19 protein-coding genes are annotated in these 19,543 nt (G+C 61.4%); 9 read left to right on the top strand and 10 right to left on the bottom strand.

The annotated features are described in order from the left end of the window. The first annotated feature begins 20 nt into the window (after positions 1-20). From ISX84_RS09445 to ISX84_RS09435, 3 genes are read left to right on the top strand one after another with little or no spacing between them, the layout of a single operon-like run. On the top strand, positions 21-953 hold the full coding sequence (locus ISX84_RS09445; RefSeq protein WP_195820076.1) for a bifunctional riboflavin kinase/FAD synthetase: 933 nt from the start codon (positions 21-23) through the stop codon (positions 951-953). Further along, positions 950-1,420, top strand: coding sequence for a YcgN family cysteine cluster protein (locus ISX84_RS09440; protein ID WP_195820075.1), 471 nt, complete (start codon positions 950-952; stop codon positions 1,418-1,420). The genes ISX84_RS09445 and ISX84_RS09440 overlap by 4 nt, the downstream gene beginning before the upstream one ends. Further along, the gene (locus ISX84_RS09435) at positions 1,420-2,466 is read left to right on the top strand and encodes a threonine aldolase family protein (RefSeq protein ID WP_195820074.1); all 1,047 of its coding nucleotides are present in this window, start codon (positions 1,420-1,422) and stop codon (positions 2,464-2,466) included. The genes ISX84_RS09440 and ISX84_RS09435 overlap by 1 nt, the downstream gene beginning before the upstream one ends. Here the strand turns inward: ISX84_RS09435 and ISX84_RS09430 are convergent. Both ISX84_RS09430 and ISX84_RS09425 read right to left on the bottom strand, forming a co-directional pair. Continuing rightward, a complete protein-coding gene (locus ISX84_RS09430) occupies positions 2,443-3,237 on the bottom strand; it encodes an alpha/beta fold hydrolase (protein WP_195820073.1) in 795 nt (264 codons plus the stop codon). The genes ISX84_RS09435 and ISX84_RS09430 overlap by 24 nt on opposite strands. Then, the gene (locus ISX84_RS09425) at positions 3,234-3,833 is read right to left on the bottom strand and encodes a 2-hydroxychromene-2-carboxylate isomerase (protein WP_195820072.1); all 600 of its coding nucleotides are present in this window, start codon (positions 3,831-3,833) and stop codon (positions 3,234-3,236) included. The genes ISX84_RS09430 and ISX84_RS09425 overlap by 4 nt, the downstream gene beginning before the upstream one ends. Before the next feature lie 117 nt (positions 3,834-3,950). Here ISX84_RS09425 and ISX84_RS09420 point away from each other — a divergent pair, with 117 nt between their 5' ends. From ISX84_RS09420 to ISX84_RS09410, 3 genes are all read left to right on the top strand, one after another. Beyond that, on the top strand, positions 3,951-4,970 hold the full coding sequence (locus ISX84_RS09420; RefSeq protein ID WP_195820071.1) for a ribose-phosphate pyrophosphokinase: 1,020 nt from the start codon (positions 3,951-3,953) through the stop codon (positions 4,968-4,970). A 227-nt stretch (positions 4,971-5,197) separates the two neighbouring features. Beyond that, positions 5,198-6,451, top strand: a complete 1,254-nt coding sequence (locus tag ISX84_RS09415) for a PQQ-dependent sugar dehydrogenase (protein ID WP_442800617.1) — start codon at positions 5,198-5,200, stop codon at positions 6,449-6,451. An 8-nt stretch (positions 6,452-6,459) separates the two neighbouring features. Beyond that, the gene (locus tag ISX84_RS09410; RefSeq protein ID WP_195820070.1) at positions 6,460-7,020 is read left to right on the top strand and encodes a c-type cytochrome; all 561 of its coding nucleotides are present in this window, start codon (positions 6,460-6,462) and stop codon (positions 7,018-7,020) included. Between the two features lie 39 nt (positions 7,021-7,059). On the opposite strand, the gene ISX84_RS09405 is transcribed toward ISX84_RS09410, so the two are convergent. Beyond that, positions 7,060-7,224 (bottom strand): hypothetical protein, encoded by a 165-nt coding sequence (locus ISX84_RS09405; protein WP_195820069.1) that lies wholly within the window; start codon positions 7,222-7,224, stop codon positions 7,060-7,062. A 98-nt stretch (positions 7,225-7,322) separates the two neighbouring features. On the opposite strand from ISX84_RS09405, the gene ISX84_RS09400 reads away from it, so the two are divergent. Then, positions 7,323-8,255, top strand: coding sequence for a LysR family transcriptional regulator (locus ISX84_RS09400; protein ID WP_195820068.1), 933 nt, complete (start codon positions 7,323-7,325; stop codon positions 8,253-8,255). 10 nt (positions 8,256-8,265) lie between these two features. On the opposite strand, the gene ISX84_RS09395 is transcribed toward ISX84_RS09400, so the two are convergent. The 6 genes from ISX84_RS09395 to ISX84_RS09370 form a co-directional block, all read right to left on the bottom strand. Beyond that, entirely contained in the window at positions 8,266-8,682 is a 417-nt protein-coding gene (locus ISX84_RS09395; protein ID WP_195820067.1) for a F0F1 ATP synthase subunit epsilon, read from the bottom strand. Between the two features lie 11 nt (positions 8,683-8,693). After that, positions 8,694-10,118 (bottom strand): F0F1 ATP synthase subunit beta, encoded by a 1,425-nt coding sequence (gene atpD / locus ISX84_RS09390; protein WP_195820066.1) that lies wholly within the window; start codon positions 10,116-10,118, stop codon positions 8,694-8,696. Positions 10,119-10,138: 20 nt separating this feature from the next. Then, entirely contained in the window at positions 10,139-11,014 is an 876-nt protein-coding gene (locus tag ISX84_RS09385; protein WP_195820065.1) for a F0F1 ATP synthase subunit gamma, read from the bottom strand. Between the two features lie 11 nt (positions 11,015-11,025). Further along, on the bottom strand, positions 11,026-12,564 hold the full coding sequence (gene atpA / locus ISX84_RS09380; protein ID WP_195820064.1) for a F0F1 ATP synthase subunit alpha: 1,539 nt from the start codon (positions 12,562-12,564) through the stop codon (positions 11,026-11,028). After that, entirely contained in the window at positions 12,565-13,125 is a 561-nt protein-coding gene (locus tag ISX84_RS09375; RefSeq protein WP_195820063.1) for a F0F1 ATP synthase subunit delta, read from the bottom strand. A 314-nt stretch (positions 13,126-13,439) separates the two neighbouring features. After that, on the bottom strand, positions 13,440-14,174 hold the full coding sequence (locus ISX84_RS09370) for a hypothetical protein (RefSeq protein WP_195820287.1): 735 nt from the start codon (positions 14,172-14,174) through the stop codon (positions 13,440-13,442). A gap of 63 nt (positions 14,175-14,237) precedes the next feature. On the opposite strand from ISX84_RS09370, the gene gloB reads away from it, so the two are divergent. Beyond that, the gene (gene gloB, locus ISX84_RS09365; RefSeq protein ID WP_195820062.1) at positions 14,238-15,005 is read left to right on the top strand and encodes a hydroxyacylglutathione hydrolase; all 768 of its coding nucleotides are present in this window, start codon (positions 14,238-14,240) and stop codon (positions 15,003-15,005) included. Between the two features lie 175 nt (positions 15,006-15,180). Beyond that, positions 15,181-17,502 carry an ATP-dependent Clp protease ATP-binding subunit ClpA gene (clpA, locus tag ISX84_RS09360; protein ID WP_195820061.1) on the top strand — a complete coding sequence of 774 codons (2,322 nt, stop codon included), beginning with the start codon at positions 15,181-15,183 and terminating at the stop codon, positions 17,500-17,502. Between the two features lie 194 nt (positions 17,503-17,696). Here clpA and ISX84_RS09355 read toward each other — a convergent pair whose 3' ends face one another. Beyond that, positions 17,697-19,541: a peptidoglycan -binding protein gene (locus tag ISX84_RS09355; protein ID WP_195820060.1), complete on the bottom strand. Its 1,845-nt coding sequence runs from the start codon at positions 19,539-19,541 to the stop codon at positions 17,697-17,699. Positions 19,542-19,543 lie beyond the last annotated feature (2 nt).

Below are 19,543 nucleotides of genomic sequence, written 5' to 3'. Positions count from 1 at the left end.
GTGACGGCTAGGCAAGACGGATGAAGATCATCCGAGATTACCAGTTTGTCGCTCCCGAAAACCGTGGGGCCAGTGCCGCGATTGGCAACTTTGACGGCGTGCATCTGGGGCACCAGTCGGTGATTGATCTGGCACGCAGTGCGGAGCCCGCCGCACCGTTGGGCATCGTCACTTTTGAGCCGCATCCGCGCAGTTTCTTTGCACCCGACGCGCCGCCCTTCCGGCTCATGGGCCCTGAAGCGCGCGCAAGCCGATTGGAAAAGCTCGGCGTGGAACGGCTCTATGAGCTGAATTTCAACGCCGCCCTTGCGGCCCTCTCGCCGGAGGAGTTCGCCCGCAAGGTCATTTCCGATGGGTTTGGCCTGCGCCATGTGATCGTGGGCGCCGATTTCTGCTTTGGCAAAGGGCGTGCCGGGACGGCTGAGCATCTGCAAGCGTTTGGGAAGGAAATGGGGTTCGGCGTCACCATCGCCCCCCTGATTGCGCATTCGGATCATACGGTTTCCTCCACCGCGATCCGAACGGCGCTGAGCGATGGAAATCCTCGGCTGGCGGCAAAGATGCTGGGGCACTGGCACCGGATCGAGGGGCCGGTGATCGGCGGTGAACAGCGCGGGAGGGAACTGGGATATCCAACCGCCAATATGTCGATCGACGGGCTTCACCCGCCTGCCTTCGGCGTCTACGCGGTACTTGTGGACGTGCTCGAAGGACCGCATCAGGGCAGCTATCATGGTGTCGCCTCCATGGGCGTGCGGCCGATGTTCGGCGAAAACCGACCCAATCTGGAGACCTTCATTTTCGACTTCAAGGGGGATCTTTACGGCACCCCCCTCTCCGTCGGCCTGGTCGAGCATCTGCGCCCGGAAGAAAAGTTTGACGGTCTAGAGGCGCTGATCGCCCAGATGGATGCCGACAGCGCAGCGGCGCGCAACATATTGAGCGCGCTGTGAGCGACCCGATTGACCGCAGCGGATTGAAAGACCGGTTCTGGGAACGCAAACCGCTTGCGAAGATGACCCAGAAGGAGTGGGAATCGCTTTGTGATGGCTGCGGGAAATGCTGTCTGAACAAGCTTGAGGATGAGGAGAGTGGCGCGGTGGCCCTGACCCGCATCGCTTGCCGTCTGCTGGATGATTCAACCTGTCGCTGCGCCCACTATGGAAATCGCCATCAGTTCGTGCCCGACTGCATCGTTCTGAAGCCCGACAACCTGGATACACACGCCTATTGGATGCCCGAAACCTGCGCTTATCGCTTGCTATGGCAGGGCGATCCCCTGCCCGACTGGCACCCGCTGATCAGTGGCACCGCGCAATCGGTGCATGACGCGGGCGTGTCGGTTCAGGGATGGACACTGAGCGAGTTCGATGTCCCCGAAGACGAATGGGAAGAGCACATCATAGAGGAACCTGTCTGATGTTTTTCGCTTCCGACAACGCAGGCCCCGCCCATCCGAAGGTGATGCAACGTGTCCTCGCGGCCAACGAGGGATACGCCATGCCCTACGGGGCCGATGTGCTCATGGATGACGTGCGCACCGGCATCCGCACCCTTTTCGAAGCGCCGGAGGCAGCGGTCTATCTTGTCGCAACCGGCACGGCGGCGAATGCCCTCGCTCTGGCCTGCTACAGCCAACCCTGGCAGACGGTTTTCTGCACGGACGTGGCGCATATCCAGGAAGACGAGTGCAACGCGCCCGAATTCTACAGCGGTGGCGCCAAGCTGAGCCTTGTGCCGGGCGGCGACAAGATGACCCCCGAGGCGCTGCAGGCGCGGATTGCAGCCGAAGAAGTGCGCGGCGTGCACGGACCACAACGCGGGCCCGTCTCCCTCACGCAGGTGACCGAACGCGGCGGTGTTTACACGCTGGAGGAGTTGCGCGCCCTGACAGCCGTGGCGAAATCCTTCGATCTGCCGGTACATCTGGACGGCGCGCGGTTTGCCAATGCGCTGGTCGCTCTGGGCTGTACGGCGGCCGAGATGACATGGAAGGCCGGTGTCGATGTCGTCAGTTTCGGCGGCACCAAGAACGGCTGCCTCGGCGTGGAAGCCGTTGTCTTTTTCGATCCATCCAAGGCATGGGAGTTCGAGCTGAGACGCAAACGCGGCGCGCATCTTTTCTCGAAGCACCGGTATCTCTCGGCGCAGATGGCGGGCTATCTGGAGGATGACACCTGGCTGACGGCCGCCCGGGCCGCCAATGAGAACTGCGCGCGTCTGGCGCAGGGTCTCCGCACCCGTGGGGCGGAATTTTTGCACGAACCGCAAGCCAACATGATCTTTGCGCGGTTTCCGCGGCGCATCCACCAACGGCTGCAGGATGCGGGGGCGCATTACTACATCTGGGAAGGGTCGCTGGCGGGAGACGACCCGGAGGAAATGCTGGCCGCACGTCTGGTCTGCGACTGGTCGATCAGCGCGGAGCAGATCGATCTGTTCCTAAGCCATTTCGACCAGTCTTAGGAGTTCATCCGCCACCGCCTCTGGATGGGTAAGGGGCGCCATATGTCCCGCCCCGGCGATCCAGGCCCGCCGGACATTCGGCATCCGCGCAGCAAGGCTTCTGTTAACCACATCGATAATGTCAGCCGTCTGATCCCCCTGGATCAGCAGGGTCGGCATCGCGGCCTTGGCCAGAGCACCGGGGGCCATGATATGTGCATTGTCCTCAATAATGGCATCGGACTGCGCTGGCACGATGTGCATCCGGTCCGCCATATAGCGGCGCGTCCCGTCAGGAATCTCATCCCATTTGGTGCCGTCGCCCCAGAAGCGATTGAAAAGCCGCGCCGCTGCCATGGTATCCCCCTCGGCCAGCGCAGCGAAATACGGTTGCGCCTCGATCTCATGCGCTGTCATCGCTTCCGGCGCATCTGCGATAGCCGCCGCGAAGAAAACCGGTTCGATCAGCGTCAGGCTGCGCACCAAATGCGGATGCTCGACGGCAATCCTCAACGCGACTGTCGCGCCGAAGGAATGGCCGATAACATCCATCGGTGTCGCAAGATGCGCCAGGGCGGCATCTCTGCATTCTGCGTGTAGATCGCGCCGCCGGTCCCAGTCCTCGCTTTTGCCATGACCGGGCAGGTCAATCGCGGTGAGCGTAAAGTGGTCTTCCAATGCTGCACCCAAGCCACGCCAGGCACCAGAATGCGCAAGCGTGCAGTGGATTGTCAGCGCCGCCCTTTTCCCATGCCCGAACCTCCGGACGTGGGCCCTGGGCGTCGAGGTCATAGCTCTCCGGCGAGATGCGCGTCCAGGTCGTCGATCCGGTCCTGCCCCCAGAACCGCTGACCGCTGTCCGTGATATAGAACGGGGATCCGAAGACGCCGCGCTCAACAGCTTCTTCCAGATTGGCCGCATAGGTCTCCGCGCCTTCCAGCAACCCGCTGTCGGCAAGCGTCGGATCAAAGCCAGCCTCTTCCAGGCAGGCCCGTACGACTGCATCTTCGGCGATGTCTTTTTCTTCCGCCCAGACCGCACGGCAGATCGCGAACATCAGCTTGCCCAGATCGCCCCCTCCGGCGTTTTGCGCGGCAATGAATGCATAAGACGACGGCGCACCGTTCGTCGGCCAATGCGCGGGCTTCAGGTTGAATGGCAGACCCAGTTTCTTGGCCTGACGCACCAGTTCCTGTGCGCGGTACTCCACCCGGCTGATATGCCGGTCCTTGGGCGGCGTTCCCCCTGTCCGCGGAAACAGCGCCAGGATATCGAAAGGCTTGTACGTCAGCGTTGCCCCATGCTTTGCGGCAACTTCCTCGGCCCGATTCCCGGCCAGGTAGGCATAGGGCGAGAGCGTAGAGAAAAAGAGATCGATATGCGCCATTTTGAGGCTCCTGACAGGTGTGAGGTTCTTTGCCGATTGGTAAGGCCGTGTTAGGTGAAGTCAACATCACGAATCTGTCACAAACCTCCCCCCGCTGCTCTTCAGGAAGTGTTCCACATGCCCCAACTCCAAGAACCAAAACTGATCGCTGGCAATGCCAATATGCCCTTGGCCAATGCCATCGCGCGGCGGATGTCGATGCACCGGGGCAAGCAGGTCGGATTGGTGGACGCGCGGGTCGAGCGGTTCAACGATGGTGAGATTTTTGTGGAAGTCTTCGAGAATGTGCGCGGCGAAGACATGTTCATCCTGCAGTCGACCTCGAATCCGGCAAATGATAACCTGATGGAATTGCTGATCATGGCGGATGCGCTGCGCCGGTCGTCCGCGGCACGGGTCACGGCGGTGCTGCCCTATTTCGGTTACGCCCGGCAGGATCGCCGCACCAAGGCGCGCACCCCGATTACCGCCAAGCTGGTGGCCAATATGCTGGTCGGTACCGGCATCGAGCGGGTGCTGACGATGGACCTGCATGCCGCTCAGATTCAAGGGTTTTTCGACATTCCGGTGGACAACCTCTATGCCTCGCCGATCTTTGCACTGGACATCCGAACGGCGTTCAAAAAGCGCATGAACGAGCTGATGATCGTCTCACCCGATGTCGGCGGTGTCGCGCGTGCGCGCGAGTTGGCCAAGCGGATCAACTCCCCCCTCGCAATTGTGGATAAGCGTCGTGAGAAACCCGGTGAGGTCGCAGAAATGACAGTGATCGGGAACGTGAAGGGGAAAACCTGCCTGATTGTGGATGATATGTGCGACACGGCTGGCACGCTCTGCAAGGCGGCCGAAGTTCTGATCGAAAACGGGGCCAAGGAAGTGCACTCCTACATTACCCACGGCATTATGTCCGGCCCGGCGGTGGAGCGGGTGACCAACTCGGTGATGAAATCGCTGGTCATCACGGATTCAATTGCCCCCACCGAGGCCATCCAGAAGGCTCCGAACATCCGCGTCGTGCCCACCGCGCCTGTCTTTGCGCAGGCGATCCTGAACATCTGGAGCGGCACGTCCGTCTCCTCGCTCTTCGAGGCAGACACCCTCAGCCCGATCTATGACGGGACCTACGCCGCCGAGTAGCCCTCTAGCCTTTGTCCGCTCTGTGACCAGGCTGCGACCTCCCTCACCGGCTGGCGTCGGCGCCGCCTTTATTGCGACCAAAGTCTGCACCAAACGACCAAAAGCCATACGCGGCGGTTGTTGACAGCGTTAACCTTTGGCGCCGATACTTTGCGATGGCAGTCAAACAAGGGAGGCCAAGCCTGACCGAGCAGGAACTCTGACACAAGAAATCTGGGAGGAATTTCATGACAGTAATGCAATTCGCCACGGGCGCTGTTCTCAGCGTCGCGATGGCAGGGGGTGCTGTTGCGCAGGACAATATGGACAAACTGTCCAATATGCAGCGCACCGACGCAACCTTCACGATGATCGATCAGTCCGGCGAGCGAGCCGAGGCATTGAAGAAGATTATCCCGCATATCAAGGTTCCGGACGGGTTTGAGGTCAGCCTCTATGCTGTTGTGCCCGACGCGCGATCGATGGCCGTGGCCCCACAGGGCACCGTGACCTTCGTGGGCACCCGCAAGGACAAGGTCTGGTCCGTCGTCGACCGCGACCGGGATCGAGTGGCTGATGAAGTCATGGATTTCGCGCCTTCCGTGACCTTCGACGTGCCCAATGGGCCGTGTTTCTCCAAGGATGGCTTCCTCTTCATTGCCGAACGCAACCGTGTGCTGAATTTTCCCGCCGCGGAATTCTTCTTTGAAGGGCCCGACCCGGCGGTCGCCGTTGTGGTCCCCCAGGGGGAGTTGGTGCCGGTAGAAGAAGAGAGCTTCAACCACACCGCACGGGTCTGTGACGTGGGCCCGGACGGCAAACTCTATATCTCGCTGGGTCAGCCGCACAACGTGCAGCCCGCGGCAAAGGTCGAGATGTACGACAAGATCGGCATCGGCGGCATCATCCGCATCAACACCGATGGCACGGGCCGCGAGGTCTTCACCCGCGGGGTCCGCAATTCGGTCGGTCAGGACTTCCATCCCGAGACGGGTGATCTGTGGTGGACCGACAACCAGGTGGACGGCATGGGGGATGACATTCCGTCAGGCGAGCTGAATCGTCAGACGGCGGCGGGTCAGCACTTTGGCTTCCCCTGGACCAACAGCCGCGTGGAGATCATGTCCGAAAGTGAGCACCCGCGTCCCGAAGGCGTGGAATTCGTTGAGCCGCAGCTGGAGCTGACCGCGCATGCGGCAGATCTCGGCATGAAGTTCTATGAGGGGTCGAGCTTCCCGGACACCTACGATGGCGGGATTTTCTGGGCGCAGCACGGCTCGTGGAACCGCACAACGCCGGTGGGCGCGCGTGTGATGTTCACGGCCCTTGATCCCGAAACCGGCGATGCAGTCGAGGCGCAGGTCTTTGCCGATGGCTGGCTGAATGAAGAGACGGGCGAGTACCGTGGGCGGCCCATGGACATCGCCTTCCTGAAAGATGGCTCGATGCTGGTCTCGGATGACTTCGCGGGTGCCATCTGGCGCATCGCGTACACGCGGTGAGGCTTTTGATGATCCTGTCCGGCGCGCTGTTGTGCGCCGGGCCCTTGGCCGCCGAGCTCGTGGGCGACCGCGACGCGGGGCGCAAGATATCCGGTCAGTGCCGCACCTGCCACGGAGCGGATGGCTTCGCGACGATCCCCATTGCCCCGCATATCGGTGGCGAACCCGAGAGCTATCTGCGCGCGCAGCTCACCGCCTTTCGCGATGGCACGCGCGAGCATGAGATGATGACCATCGTCGCTGCGAACCTCAGCGACCAACAGATCGCGGACCTCGCGGCGTGGTACGGCGGCCATGGGGCGCGGGCGGAGTTGACCGAAGACCCGTCCGGCGCTCCTGAGCTCTGCGTGGCCTGTCACGGTGCCGATGGCATGCATCTGGCAGATGATGTGCCGAACCTCGCCGGTGAGACCAACATCTATATCGACACACAGCTCAAGGCGTTTCGATCCGGGCAGCGCACCCATGAGGTGATGACCGAGGTCGCTGCCGATCTGACCAACGCAGAAATTCGCGCCTATGCCGATTGGTATGCGGCGGTGAAGCTTTACATCGACACGGTCGAGTAGCACGTCACTGCCCCGTCAGTCCGTGAAACAGCTCGCGTTTCAGCGCTGAACGCGCTTGTCAGAATGCGCCCATCGGCCCGTTCTGCTGCCTGCCCGGCGCTCCATCTCGGACATCAACCCGTTGACTTCCGGGTAGTCGCGGCGGCTACTCCAGGCGTCTTGCAGGGTTGCAATTCTGATCGTATCTGAAAGTATGGCGAACATGTTGATCTCCCAACCTTGCTGTCTGGGATCAACATAGGTTCCTGATGTAGTTATCTGCAAAGTAATATGGCTTTCAATATGTGAGTTGAACTAACAGTATGGATTGGCACTACATCCCGTCACTTGCGGCCCTGCGGGCCTTTGAAGCCGCCGCCCGGCACCAGAGTCTGAGTGCTGCGGCGCGCGAGTTGAATGTGACCCACGCAGCCATCGCGCAGCATGTGCGCGCGCTGGAACAGGAATTCTCGGACAGCCTGCTTGTGCGACAGGGGCGCGGTGTGGCGGCGACAGCAGCGGGGCGTGCACTGGCCGAGCGGCTGGGCGACGGGTTTCAGACCATCGCCGAGGCCGTGGGCGATCTGCGCGACCGCAACGCAGACCGGCCCATCAACATCACCGTCACGCCCGGGTTTGCGGGCAGCTGGTTGATGCCGCGCATCGGGGAGTTCTGGTCAAAGCACCCAGAGATCCAGGTGAACATCAACCCCAGTTGCTCGGTCATGGACCTGCGGCAGGAGGGGTTTGATATGGGCGTGCGCTATGGCGCGGGCGACTGGCCGAAGCTGGAGGCGGAAATGCTGACCGCAGCGGCCTATTGCGCGGTGGCGCATCCCGATCTGATCACCGGGCGCAAGGTGCGCAGCTTGCACGACCTGGCCGACCTGCCCTGGGTCATGGACAGCTATGAGCGCGAGCAGCACCGGGTGCTGGAGGGCGAAGGGATTGATCTGGCGGGGCTCGATGTCACCTTGCTGAGCACCAATGATCTCGCGCTCTCTGCGGCGCTGGCGGGGCTTGGGGTGACCGTGCAACCCAGCTCGATTGTCGAGCGGGATGTGCGCAGTGGGCAGCTGGTGAAGCTCTTTGAGCTGAAGGACAACGGGCTGGGCTATCACATGGTCACGGTGCCGGGGCGCAGCACGCCCCACCTGCGGACCTTCATGGCGTGGCTGCGCAAAGTGGCCCGACAGGAACAGGACCACGAAATGAAAAAAGCCCCCGGCGCTGCGGGGGCTTCCTGTAAATCCTGAAGACGCGGGATCAGACGCGGATGTGATCGCCCACGGCCACCATATCGGCGAGCAGTTTGGCGGCGTCATCGACGGGGCCCGGCTCGTTGACAAAGGTCTCCTTGGCATGTGCCAGCGCCTCTTCGGCCTCTTTGACCAGCGCGGCCATATCGTCCGCTGTCACCTCGGCCTTGGGCATGGCGCGTTCGGCCAGCACCGTGACGCCCGCCGCCGTGATCTCGGCGAAACCGCCGGTGACCACATATTCGGAAGTGCCGTCAGGGCCTTCGGTGCTGAGCACGCCGGGACGCAGGGTGGTGATCGTGGGGGCATGCCCCGCCATTGCCGTCATGTCACCGTCAGCGCCGGGAATCTGCACCGCAGTGACGGCAGCCGAGGCCAACCGCCGCTCGGGCGACACCAGATCGAATTGCGTTGTATCTGCCATCAGAGGCCTCCTTAGGCGGCGTCGGCCGCCATTTTTTCGGCTTTGGCTTTCACTTCCTCGATGCCGCCCACCATGTAGAACGCACCTTCGGGCAGGTGGTCGTATTCACCGGCCACAACCGCCTTGAAGCTCTCGATGGTCTCGGTCAGCGGGACCTGCACACCGTCCGAGCCGGTGAAGACCTTGGCCACGTCGAAGGGTTGGCTGAGGAAGCGCTGGATTTTCCGGGCACGGGCCACGGTCAGCTTGTCTTCTTCCGACAGCTCGTCCATGCCGAGGATCGCGATGATGTCCTGCAGCGACTTGTAGCGCTGCAGGATGCCCTGCACGTCACGCGCCACCTGATAGTGCTCTTCACCCACCACAGCCGGGTCCATCAGACGCGATGTGGAATCAAGCGGGTCCACCGCTGGGTAGATGCCCAGCTCGGAGATCGCACGGGACAGAACCGTCGTCGCATCGAGGTGCGCGAATGAGGTCGCAGGTGCCGGGTCGGTCAGGTCGTCCGCAGGCACGTAGACCGCTTGCACCGAAGTAATCGAGCCCGCTTTGGTCGAGGTGATGCGTTCCTGCATCGCGCCCATGTCGGTGGCCAGTGTCGGCTGGTAGCCCACGGCAGAGGGGATCCGACCCAGAAGGGCGGACACTTCGGAACCGGCCTGTGTAAAGCGGAAGATGTTGTCGACGAAGAACAGAACGTCTGTCCCCGACTGGTCGCGGAACTGCTCGGCCAGGGTGAGGCCGGTCAGAGCCACACGCATCCGCGCTCCGGGAGGCTCGTTCATCTGGCCATAGACCAGGGCCACCTGGGAATTCTCCAGGTTCTCGGGGTCGATCACGTTGGATTCGATCATCTCGTGGTAAAGGTCGTTGCCCTCGCGGGTCCGCTCCCCCACACCGGCGAACACGGAGTAGCCCGAGTGCACCTTGGCGATGTTGTTGATCAGTTCCATGATGAGAACGGTCTTACCCACGCCCGCACCGCCGAAGAGACCGATCTTGCCGCCCTTCGCGTAAGGGGCCAGCAGGTCGATCACCTTGATGCCGGTTTCCAGCACTTCCGAGGTGGTCGACTGGGCCGCGAATTCCGGCGCATCCTGGTGGATGGAGCGGGTCTCATCCGCATTCACCGGGCCTTGCTCGTCCACAGGCTCGCCCACAACGTTCATGATCCGGCCCAGCGTGGCGTTACCCACAGGGATAGAGATCGGCCCGCCCGTGTCGGTTACCTTCTGACCACGTACAAGACCTTCGGTGGCGTCCATCGCGATGGCGCGCACGGTGTTCTCACCTAGGTGCTGCGCCACTTCGAGCACGAGGCGGTTACCGTTGTTGTCCGTTTCCAGCGCGTTGAGGATCTCCGGCAGGTGATCCTCAAATTGAACGTCAACGACCGCGCCGATGACCTGGGTTACTTTTCCGACTGCATTTGCCATGTCGTTTCTCCGGTTTGTTCTTACAGCGCTTCCGCGCCGGAAATGATTTCGATCAGCTCGTTGGTGATGACGGCCTGACGCGAGCGGTTGAATTCGATGGTCAGCTTGTCGATCATCTCGCCCGCGTTCCGTGTCGCGTTGTCCATCGCGGACATCCGCGCGCCTTGCTCGGACGCACCATTTTCCAAGAGCCCTGCAAAGATTTGCGTGGCCACGCCGCGCGGCAGCAGGTCGGCCAGAATGGCCTCTTCCGACGGTTCATAATCGAACAAGGTGGAAGGCTCAGACCCTTCCTCTTCCTCGAATGTGGCCGGGATGATCTGCTGGGCAGTCGGGATCTGGCTGACGACGTTCACGAACTTCGAATAAAAGAGCGTGGCCACGTCAAATTCACCCGCGTCGAAACGCGCTAGCACATCCTTGGCGATGGCCTGCGCATCCACATATCCCACGCGTTTGACCTCGGTGAGGTCCACGTGGTCGATGAACAGCGATCCGAAGTCGCGCTTGAGCTGGTCGCGGCCTTTCTTGCCGACGGTCAGGATTTTGACGTCCTTGCCTTCGGCTTGCAGTTTTTGCGCGTGGCTGCGGGCCAGTTTGGCGATGTTCGAGTTGAAGCCACCACACAGGCCGCGCTCGGAGGTCATGACGATCAGCAGCTGCACTTTGTCGCTGCCGGTGCCCGACAGCAATTTGGGTGCGGAATCCGACCCGCCCACCGATGCCGCCAACCCCGCCATCACGGCGTTGAACCGTTCCGTGTAGGGGCGCGACTGTTCGGCAGCCTCCTGCGCACGGCGCAGCTTTGCAGCTGCCACCATCTGCATCGCCTTGGTGATCTTGCGGGTCGATTTGACCGACTCGATCCTGTTTTTAAGGTCCTTAAGACTGGGCATGGGCCTACCTCTTAAGCGAAATCAGCGGCGAATTCGTCGAGTGCCGATTTGATGCTGTCTGCCAGATCGTCTTTCACCTTACGGTCGTTGTTGGTGATGTCGTCGAGCAGCGCCTGATGCTTGGAGCGCAGATGCGCCAGCATGCCGGCCTCGAAACGACCTACCTCTTTCACGTCGACCTTGTCGAGGTAGCCGTTGGTGCCTGCAAAGATCACGCAGACAATCTCGGCGTTGGTCAGTGGCGAATATTGCGGCTGTTTCATCAGCTCGGTCAGACGTGCGCCCCGGGCCAGCAGCTGCTGGGTGGAGGCGTCGAGGTCGGAGCCGAACTGCGCAAAGGCCGCCATTTCGCGATACTGCGCGAGGGACAGTTTCACCGGGCCGGCGACCGAGGACATCGCCTTGGTCTGGGCCGAGGAGCCCACGCGGGAGACCGACAGACCTGTGTTCACGGCGGGACGGATGCCCTGATAGAACAGTTCGGTTTCGAGGAAAATCTGGCCGTCGGTGATGGAAATCACGTTGGTCGGAATAAAGGCCGACACGTCGCCGCCTTGCGTCTCGATGATCGGCAGGGCCGTCAGCGAGCCGTTGCCCGCGTCATCGCCCAGCTTCGCGGAGCGTTCCAGAAGGCGGGAGTGGAGGTAGAAAACGTCACCCGGATAGGCTTCACGACCGGGCGGACGGCGCAGCAGCAGGGACATCTGGCGGTAGGACACAGCCTGCTTGGAGAGGTCATCATAGATGATCAGCGCGTGGCGACCGTTGTCGCGGAAGTGCTCGGCCATCGCCGTCGCGGCATAAGGTGCGAGGAACTGCATCGGTGCAGGCTCGGAGGCTGTCGCGGCCACAACGATGGAATAGTCGATCGCACCGGTCTCTTCGAGCTTTTTCACCAGCTGCGCCACGGTGGAGCGTTTCTGACCCACAGCAACGTAGACGCAGTAGAGCTTCTTGCTCTCATCGTCGCCCGCACCATCGTTGTAGGATTTCTGGTTCAGGATCGCGTCCAGCGCCACGGCGGTCTTGCCAGTCTGACGGTCCCCGATGATCAGCTCCCGCTGGCCACGGCCAATTGGGATCATCGAGTCGACCGCTTTAAGGCCAGTCGCCATCGGTTCGTGGACTGATTTACGCGGGATGATGCCCGGCGCTTTCACGTCCGCCACGGAGGAGGTCTTGGCGTTGATCGGGCCTTTGCCGTCAATCGGGTTGCCCAGACCGTCCACAACACGGCCCAGCAGTTCGTCCCCTGTCGGGACGGACACGATGGAGTTGGTGCGCTTGACGGTGTCGCCTTCTTTAATGTCGCGGTCGGAGCCGAAGATCACGACGCCCACGTTGTCGGATTCGAGGTTCAGCGCCATGCCCTGAATACCGCCGGGGAATTCGACCATCTCACCGGCTTGAACATTGTCCAGACCATAGACGCGCGCGATGCCGTCACCGACGGAAAGCACACGGCCCACTTCGGCCACTTCGGCTTCCTGGCCGAAGTTCTTGATCTGGTCCTTCAGGATCGCAGAAATCTCTGCTGCTTGGATACCCATTTATCCGACCTCTTTCATTGCATTCTGGAGAGAATTCAGTTTCGCGCGGATCGAGGTATCAACCATGCGCGAACCAACTTTGACAATAAGACCGCCGATGAGGCTTTCATCCACGGTCGCATTGAGTGTTACGGTTTTGCCTGTGGAGGCTTTCAGTGTCTTGGCCAGCTTTTCAGCCTGCGTTTTCGTCAGCGCCTTGGCGGAAACCACCTCGGCGGTCACCTCGCCCTTCTCGGCGGCAATGATGTCCCGCAGGGTTTTGACCAGTTGCGGCAGCACGAAGAGACGCCGCTTCTGCGCCATCAGCGCCAGCGTATTGGCCAGCGTGTCCGAGAGATCCATCTTCTTCGCGATGGCGGCAATGGCAGTGCCCTGCTCGTCGCGCGAATAGATCGGCGAATGGATCAAGGCACGGAAATCATCGCTGTCTGCCAGGGCAGACTGCAGCGCATCAAGATCAGTTTCGAGAGATTTTAGAGCTTTGCCGTCCTTGGCAATCTCGTAGACTGCCGTGGCATAGCGCTCGGCAATACTTGTGGAAATCGAAGCTGGTTCTGACACGTCCACCCTTCCGATGTTCTGGCCCCGGATATGCGAAAAAATCGCGTCACCGAGAGTGTTGGCGCGGCTTGAATTAACTCAAGACGTCGAAATCAGCGGTGATGTAGCAGAGAGGCTCACACCCCGCAACATGAGATAGTGTAGAGCGTTTTTGGCTCTTTTCCCATGATTTCAGGCGTTTGGCCCGGGTGCGACCGTTTGGCCTCTCAGAAAGTTTGCGAAATGGCGCAATTATTGCGGCGTTTTGCGATTCCCACGCCCCGAATTTTGGCAAACGGCCTGATAGACAGCGCACGGCGTGGATCGTTTAATCACTAAACCGGCTTGGCCGTTGGTTCCAGCACACCGGGCGCACGCAATTTCCGCGCGGGTTCGACTTTTCCCTTCGGCGGGTAGACCAGTTTCGTGGCTTCGACCATGAAGGCGCCCCCCGCCATCATCGTCGGCAGCCTGCGCCCCATCTTCTCGAATGCAGTGCCGGATTTCATCCACCACCGTTTGGTCGAGGGCACCTGATAGAGCGCGCCAAGGTGACGTTCCGGCAGGAACTGGTGTTTGCGCAGCTGGGTTTCCAGTTGTCCCGGCGAATAGGGCCGCCCGAAGCCAAAGGGCGTACGGTCCCGTCTGGCCCAGAGGCCTGCGCGGTTGGGCACGATGAAGAGCGCCCTGCCCCCCGGCCCCAGCACCCGCCAGCATTCTTCCAGCAGATCAAAAGCGCGCTCAGAGGTTTCTAACCCGTGCAGGACCACCAGCTTGTCGACATGGCCCGTTTCCAGCGGCCAGCAGGTTTCTTCGGTCAGCACCGAAACATTCGGCATATTGGCAGGCCAGGGCATCACCCCCTGCGGCCCCGGCATCAGCGCCATGACCCGTCGCGCCTCCTTTAGGTACGGGCGCAACAGGGGTGCTGCAAACCCGTATCCCACCACCGTCTGCCCCTTGGCCTCGGGCCAGAGCTCCAGCATGCGCCCCCGCAGGCTCGCCTGCGCCGCGCGGCCAAGCGCGGAGCGGTAGTAGAAATTACGCAGGTCTTGCACGTCCAGATGCATTGCAGCCGGTCTCTTCATCGGTCACTGTTGCAGACAGTGTCGCAAACCTGTCGGAGAATGGCCATGGCTCTTGAAATCGCAACCATCCCCTGCCTGTCGGATAATTACGCATTTTTGCTGCACGACAGCGAGACCGGCGAAACCGCCCTTATCGATGTGCCGGAATCCGCCCCGATCCTGCAGGCCGCGCAAGAACGGGGTTGGAAGATCAGCGAGGTCTGGATCACCCATCACCATGATGACCATGTTCAGGGGCTTGGCGACATCCTGAACGCGCACAAGGCCACCGTGCGCGGGGCAGCCAAAGACAAGCATCGCCTGCCCCCGCTCGATGTGGCCCACGACGGGGAAGATCAATTCGAATTCGCTGGGCACAAGGTGCAGGTCCTTGATGTCCCCGGCCACACAATCGGTCACATCGCGTATTACGTGGCGGCCGCAGGCGCGGTTTTCACGGCAGACAGCCTGATGGCGCTCGGGTGCGGGCGGCTCTTCGAAGGCTCGGCAGAACAGATGTGGGGATCGTTGAGCCGCCTGATGGCGCTACCGGCGGACACAATCGTGTGTTCCGGTCATGAATACACCGCGTCCAATGCTAAGTTCGCCTTAACTATTGATCCTCATAATACCGAGCTTATATCTCGGAGCGACGCAATTGCTGCAGCTCGTGCTGCTGACAAGGCGACAGTTCCTTCAACCTTGGCGCTTGAGATGGCAACAAACCCGTTTCTGCGCGCATCTGACCCTGATATTCGCGCCCGCCTGGGCATGACAGACGCACGTGATGTCGAGGTCTTCGCCGAAATACGCGCCCGCAAGGACGCCTTCTAACGCCGAAATCGCAGTCTTTCATGTCCGGTTCACACAATTTGTGACCGCAAAAGTGAAGAAAAAACTTGAAGCGGCGCTGCGATCAACCAAACTCTAATACTATGAGGCCATGGTCGGCTTACGGATCGGCATCAATCAGATCCTCAACCGACCCCGATCAGAAGGAGCACAGCCCGTGCCTTCATTTTCGACCACACTGGAACAGGCAATACATTCCGCGCTGGCGCTGGCCAATGCCCGGCGCCATGAATTCGCCACGCTTGAGCACCTTTTGCTGGCCCTGATCGACGAACCGGACGCGACCCGCGTCATGAAGGCCTGCAGCGTCGATATCGACGATTTACGGGCCACGCTGGTGGAATTTGTTGATGAGGACCTCAGCAATCTGGTCACGGATGTGGACGGCTCCGAGGCCGTGCCCACCGCCGCTTTCCAGCGGGTCATTCAACGCGCCGCCATTCACGTGCAGTCCTCCGGGCGCACAGAGGTTACCGGTGCCAATGTGCTGGTCGCGATCTTTGCCGAGCGCGAGAGCAATGCCGCCTACTTCCTGCAGGAGCAGGATATGACCCGCTATGACGCGGTGAATTTTATTGCCCATGGGGTCGCGAAAGATCCCGCTTATGGCGAACAACGCCCCGTTTCCGGTGCGCCAGAGCATGAGGAAGAGGCGCAGGGCGTCACCGAGGGCGAAAAGAAAGAGAGCGCGCTTGAGAAATACTGCGTGGATTTGAATGCCAAGTCCCGCGAGGGCGATATTGACCCGCTGATTGGCCGCGATGCGGAAGTGGAGCGTTGCATTCAGGTGCTTTGCCGCCGCCGCAAGAACAACCCGCTGCTGGTGGGTGATCCGGGTGTGGGCAAAACCGCTATTGCGGAAGGTCTGGCGCGCAAGATCGTTGCTGGAGAGACGCCGGAAGTGTTGGAGAATACGACGATCTACTCGCTCGATATGGGTGCTTTGTTAGCGGGTACACGCTATCGCGGGGATTTCGAGGAACGGCTGAAGGCCGTGGTGGCGGAGCTGGAGCAGCATGAGGATGCGGTGCTCTTCATCGACGAGATTCATACGGTGATCGGCGCAGGCGCCACCTCAGGCGGTGCGATGGATGCGTCGAACCTGCTGAAACCCGCGCTCGCGGGCGGCAAGCTGCGCACCATGGGCTCGACCACGTACAAGGAGTTCCGCCAACACTTCGAGAAGGACCGCGCGCTGAGCCGCCGGTTCCAGAAAATCGACGTGAACGAACCGTCAGTCGAGGATGCAGTGAAGATCCTGCGCGGGTTGAAACCCTATTTCGAGGATCACCACTCGGTGAAATACACGGCTGATGCGATCAAGACGTCGGTGGAGCTGGCGTCGCGGTACATCAATGATCGCAAGCTACCAGATTCGGCCATCGATGTGATCGATGAGGCGGGTGCCGCTCAGCATCTGGTGGTCGCTGCGAAGCGCCGCAAGACCATCGGCACCAAGGAGATCGAGAATGTAGTGGCCAAGATCGCCCGCATTCCGCCGAAGAACGTCTCCAAGGACGATGCGGAGGTGCTGAAAGACCTCGAAGCCTCGCTAAAACGCGTCGTTTTCGGCCAGGACAACGCAATCGAAGCACTGTCGTCGGCGATCAAGCTGGCGCGCGCGGGTCTGCGGGAACCTGAGAAGCCGATTGGGAACTATCTCTTTGCTGGACCCACGGGTGTGGGCAAGACGGAAGTGGCCAAACAGCTGGCGGATACGCTTGGCGTGGAATTGTTGCGCTTCGATATGTCTGAGTACATGGAGAAACACGCGGTTTCCCGCCTGATCGGCGCGCCTCCTGGTTATGTCGGCTTCGACCAGGGCGGCATGCTGACGGATGGTGTGGACCAGCACCCGCACTGCGTGCTGCTGCTCGACGAGATGGAGAAGGCACACCCGGATGTCTACAACATCCTGCTGCAGGTGATGGATCACGGCAAGCTGACCGATCACAACGGGCGCACGGTAGATTTCCGTAACGTGGTGCTGATCATGACCTCGAACGCTGGCGCAGCTGAGCAGGCCAAGGAGGCCATCGGCTTTGGGCGTGATCGCCGCGAGGGCGAGGATACGGCAGCCATTGAGCGGACTTTCACACCGGAATTCCGCAACCGCTTGGATGCCGTCATCAGCTTCGCACCGCTGCCGAAAGAGGTCATCCTGCGGGTTGTCGAAAAGTTCGTACTGCAACTGGAAGCCCAGTTGATGGATCGCAATGTGACCATCGAGCTCACCAAACCAGCTGCAGAATGGCTGGCAGACAAGGGCTATGACAGCAAGATGGGCGCGCGCCCACTGGGTCGGGTCATTCAGGAGCACATCAAGAAGCCACTGGCGGAGGACCTGCTCTTTGGCAAGCTCGCCAAAGGCGGCATCGTGAAGGTTGGCATAAAGGCTGGCGAGATTGATCTGAAGATCGAAGGCCCGGACAAGCCCCGTCTCTCCGGCAACAAGCCGCCGCTGCTGACTGCGGAGTAAACCTGTCTGATGAGATTTGCGCCCCCGCCGGATCAACCGGCGGGGGCGTTTTTGTTTGGATCAGAAGAACAATGTAATACGCTGTTCTAGCAGCGCCCCAACAGGGCCAAGACCGAAACTGCCACCCGTTGATCCACAACGTGAGACCCCAAGGCCCGCCAACAACCCTCGGGGTTTCGCGCGGGGCACGCCAATCAACGTTCGGTGAATTTCAACTCGATCCGTCGGTTCTGGGCGCGGGCCGCCTCGCTGCTCCCCGAAGCCACCGGCTGATACTGCCCAAAACCATTGGCGGCAAGGCGCTCGGGAGGAATGCCCAAAGCCTCCACCATGTATTTCACCACCGACAGCGCCCGCCCCTGGCTGAGCTCCCAGTTATCCGCATAGCGCCCGGTGCCCAGTAATGGGACGTCGTCTGTATGCCCATCGACCCGCAGGACCCAGTTGATCTCCGGCGGGATGTCGTCTGCAACGCTGGAGATAATCTCCGCGACTTTGGCCACCTCTTCACGTCCTTCCGGCGACAAGGTCGCGCTGGCAGGGGCAAAAAGCACCTCTGACGAAAATACAAAGCGGTCGCCCTCGATCCGCACCCCTTCCTGGCGGCCGAGCACATCGCGCAAACGGCCAAAGAACTCGGACCGGTACTGCTCCAGATCCTTTGTCTCTGCTGCCAGGCGCGCGGCTTCTTCGGCCAGCCGCTTGCGCTCCGCCTCCTCCAGTTCGGCACGGCGGCGCTCCTCGGCAGCCACGCGGGCAAGGGCGGTGTTCAAATCCGACCCCAGCGACTGCAAGCGAACCTGCGACGCAGCATCCCGTGCCACTGCATCGTCCAGCAAGGCCTGCAAATCGCCAAGCTGCGCGCGCAGCGCTGCAACCTGCTGGTTGAGCAGCTCTGTCTGTCGCTGCGCTTCGGCGCTGATCTCTTCCTCTTTGGTAAGCGCCGCACGGGCCTGTGCCAAAAGCGCCGCGCGGCGTTCGGCATCGGTGCTGTTGTCTGCGGCCAAGGTTTCCGCCGCCAGTTTTGCAGCGAGCGCTTCGGCCAGACGCGCCCGCAGATCTTCACGCTCCGCTAAGGATTGCTCGGCAGCTGCATCCAGTTCAGCCTGGAGCGCGCGTTCTGCGGCACGCAGGCTGTCGATTTCCTCACCCGCCGTATCCGCCGTTTCCTCCAGCCCTTCGATCCGAAGCAGTGCTGCCGCCAATTGCGTGTCGAGATCGCGCTCCGCCGCCCGCGCGGCGGCCAGCAGTGTCAGCGTATCCTCTGCCTCCTTGCGCTGCGCTTCGAGCGCGAGCGTCATTGCTGTCAACTCTGCATCAGCATTCCGCAGCCGATCCCGCAGCGCCTCGGCGGCCGCGGCTTCGGCAAGGCGCGCCGCCTCCTCGGCGCTGAGCGCCTCACGTGCGTCGTCCAGTTCCGCACCTAACGTATCAACCTGCCCCTGCGCCTCGGCGTTGCGGGCGCGCAGATCGGCAACCAAAGCGTTCAAAGCATCCCGTCGCGCGGCCGCCAGCCGGGCGGCCTCCTCCTGCGCATCAATCTCACTGCGCGCGGAGGATAGGGCCAGGTTAAGCGCTTCCTGCGCGCTCAAAAGCTCGGCTTGCTCTGCTTCCAGAGCACTGACATCGCCCAATGCCGTGTCACGCTGCGCAATCAATGCGGCCACCTGCGCCTCGAAACCCGTGATCCGCGCGGCGGCCTCATCAAGGGCTGCGGCCTGAGCGTCGCGCGTCGCAGTCAGGGTCGCGATCCGCGCCTCCGCGTCCGTCAAAGAGGTGCGCAACTCTCCCATCCGGCCTTCCAGATCTGCCGAGGTCTGCCGCTCCAGACCCAGCGCCTGCGCCAGGGCGGCGACTTCACCTGCGAGTTGGTCGAGTTCGGTTTCCTGACCCGTAATCCGCTCTGTCAGGACGAATTGCACCACCATGAAGATGGTCAACACGAACATCAGCACCAGCAAAAGACCGGTCATCGCATCGACAAAACCCGGCCAGATGGACGCCTGAAAACGTGTGCCAGTGCGTCGCGACAGCGCCATGG

The sequence above is a fragment of the Roseobacter sp. MH60115 genome (assembly GCF_015644665.1).
Classification (GTDB): domain Bacteria; phylum Pseudomonadota; class Alphaproteobacteria; order Rhodobacterales; family Rhodobacteraceae; genus Roseobacter.
Note: the sequence above shows the minus strand (reverse complement) of the source record. Positions and strands in the feature narration are given on the sequence as shown.

What these genes read in the sequence shown, in the direction of transcription:
- ISX84_RS09385 (WP_195820065.1), bottom strand. Translation starts at nt 11,014, where the DNA reads ATGCCCAGTCTTAAGGACCTTAAAAACAGGATCGAGTCGGTCAAATCG.
- ISX84_RS09355 (WP_195820060.1), bottom strand. Translation starts at nt 19,541, where the DNA reads ATGGCGCTGTCGCGACGCACTGGCACACGTTTTCAGGCGTCCATCTGG.
- atpD (WP_195820066.1), bottom strand. Translation starts at nt 10,118, where the DNA reads ATGGCAAATGCAGTCGGAAAAGTAACCCAGGTCATCGGCGCGGTCGTT.
- ISX84_RS09435 (WP_195820074.1), top strand. Translation starts at nt 1,420, where the DNA reads ATGTTTTTCGCTTCCGACAACGCAGGCCCCGCCCATCCGAAGGTGATG.
- ISX84_RS09395 (WP_195820067.1), bottom strand. Translation starts at nt 8,682, where the DNA reads ATGGCAGATACAACGCAATTCGATCTGGTGTCGCCCGAGCGGCGGTTG.
- ISX84_RS09400 (WP_195820068.1), top strand. Translation starts at nt 7,323, where the DNA reads ATGGATTGGCACTACATCCCGTCACTTGCGGCCCTGCGGGCCTTTGAA.
- ISX84_RS09445 (WP_195820076.1), top strand. Translation starts at nt 21, where the DNA reads ATGAAGATCATCCGAGATTACCAGTTTGTCGCTCCCGAAAACCGTGGG.
- ISX84_RS09430 (WP_195820073.1), bottom strand. Translation starts at nt 3,237, where the DNA reads ATGACCTCGACGCCCAGGGCCCACGTCCGGAGGTTCGGGCATGGGAAA.
- ISX84_RS09420 (WP_195820071.1), top strand. Translation starts at nt 3,951, where the DNA reads ATGCCCCAACTCCAAGAACCAAAACTGATCGCTGGCAATGCCAATATG.
- ISX84_RS09425 (WP_195820072.1), bottom strand. Translation starts at nt 3,833, where the DNA reads ATGGCGCATATCGATCTCTTTTTCTCTACGCTCTCGCCCTATGCCTAC.
- atpA (WP_195820064.1), bottom strand. Translation starts at nt 12,564, where the DNA reads ATGGGTATCCAAGCAGCAGAGATTTCTGCGATCCTGAAGGACCAGATC.
- ISX84_RS09410 (WP_195820070.1), top strand. Translation starts at nt 6,460, where the DNA reads ATGATCCTGTCCGGCGCGCTGTTGTGCGCCGGGCCCTTGGCCGCCGAG.
- ISX84_RS09370 (WP_195820287.1), bottom strand. Translation starts at nt 14,174, where the DNA reads ATGCATCTGGACGTGCAAGACCTGCGTAATTTCTACTACCGCTCCGCG.
- ISX84_RS09405 (WP_195820069.1), bottom strand. Translation starts at nt 7,224, where the DNA reads ATGTTCGCCATACTTTCAGATACGATCAGAATTGCAACCCTGCAAGAC.
- ISX84_RS09415 (WP_442800617.1), top strand. Translation starts at nt 5,198, where the DNA reads ATGACAGTAATGCAATTCGCCACGGGCGCTGTTCTCAGCGTCGCGATG.
- gloB (WP_195820062.1), top strand. Translation starts at nt 14,238, where the DNA reads ATGGCTCTTGAAATCGCAACCATCCCCTGCCTGTCGGATAATTACGCA.